The organism is Paraburkholderia sp. J69-1 (assembly GCF_905220255.1).
Classification (GTDB): Bacteria; Pseudomonadota; Gammaproteobacteria; order Burkholderiales; family Burkholderiaceae; genus Paraburkholderia.
Genome location: NZ_CAJMZG010000102.1, coordinates 1 through 416, shown reverse-complemented (window position 1 = coordinate 416; position 416 = coordinate 1). Strand labels below are relative to the sequence as shown.

Sequence of the window (416 nt, the reverse complement as noted above, 5' to 3'; positions counted from 1 at the left end):
CAGAGCCCGCTGCATTCATTGTCCAAGCGCTCACACTTGTCGGCTGTATCAAAGACAGACTCAGGGGTCTGTAGCTCAGTCGGTTAGAGCACCGTCTTGATAAGGCGGGGGTCGATGGTTCGAATCCATCCAGACCCACCATCTTTGTCTGTGGCGGCAAGGCCCTTGTAGTTCATGTTTTGACTGGGGGATTAGCTCAGCTGGGAGAGCACCTGCTTTGCAAGCAGGGGGTCGTCGGTTCGATCCCGTCATCCTCCACCAATCCTCAATGCCTAGTGTCCGGTAGCAGCACTCACCGGGGATTACGCATTGGCGATTGAGCCAGTCAGAGCGATGTGATTAAACACCATATCGGCTGTCGTTCTTTAACAATCAGGAAGAAGTAGTAAAGAGATTCATCTGAAACACACTTAGAG

2 tRNA genes are annotated in these 416 nt (G+C 52.2%); both read left to right on the top strand.

The features are described from left to right. Positions 1–64: 64 nt before the first annotated feature. Positions 65–141, top strand: a tRNA-Ile gene (locus U5A67_RS40575). A 44-nt stretch (positions 142–185) separates the two neighbouring features. Next, a tRNA-Ala gene (locus U5A67_RS40570) sits at positions 186–261 on the top strand. Positions 262–416: the final 155 nt, after the last annotated feature.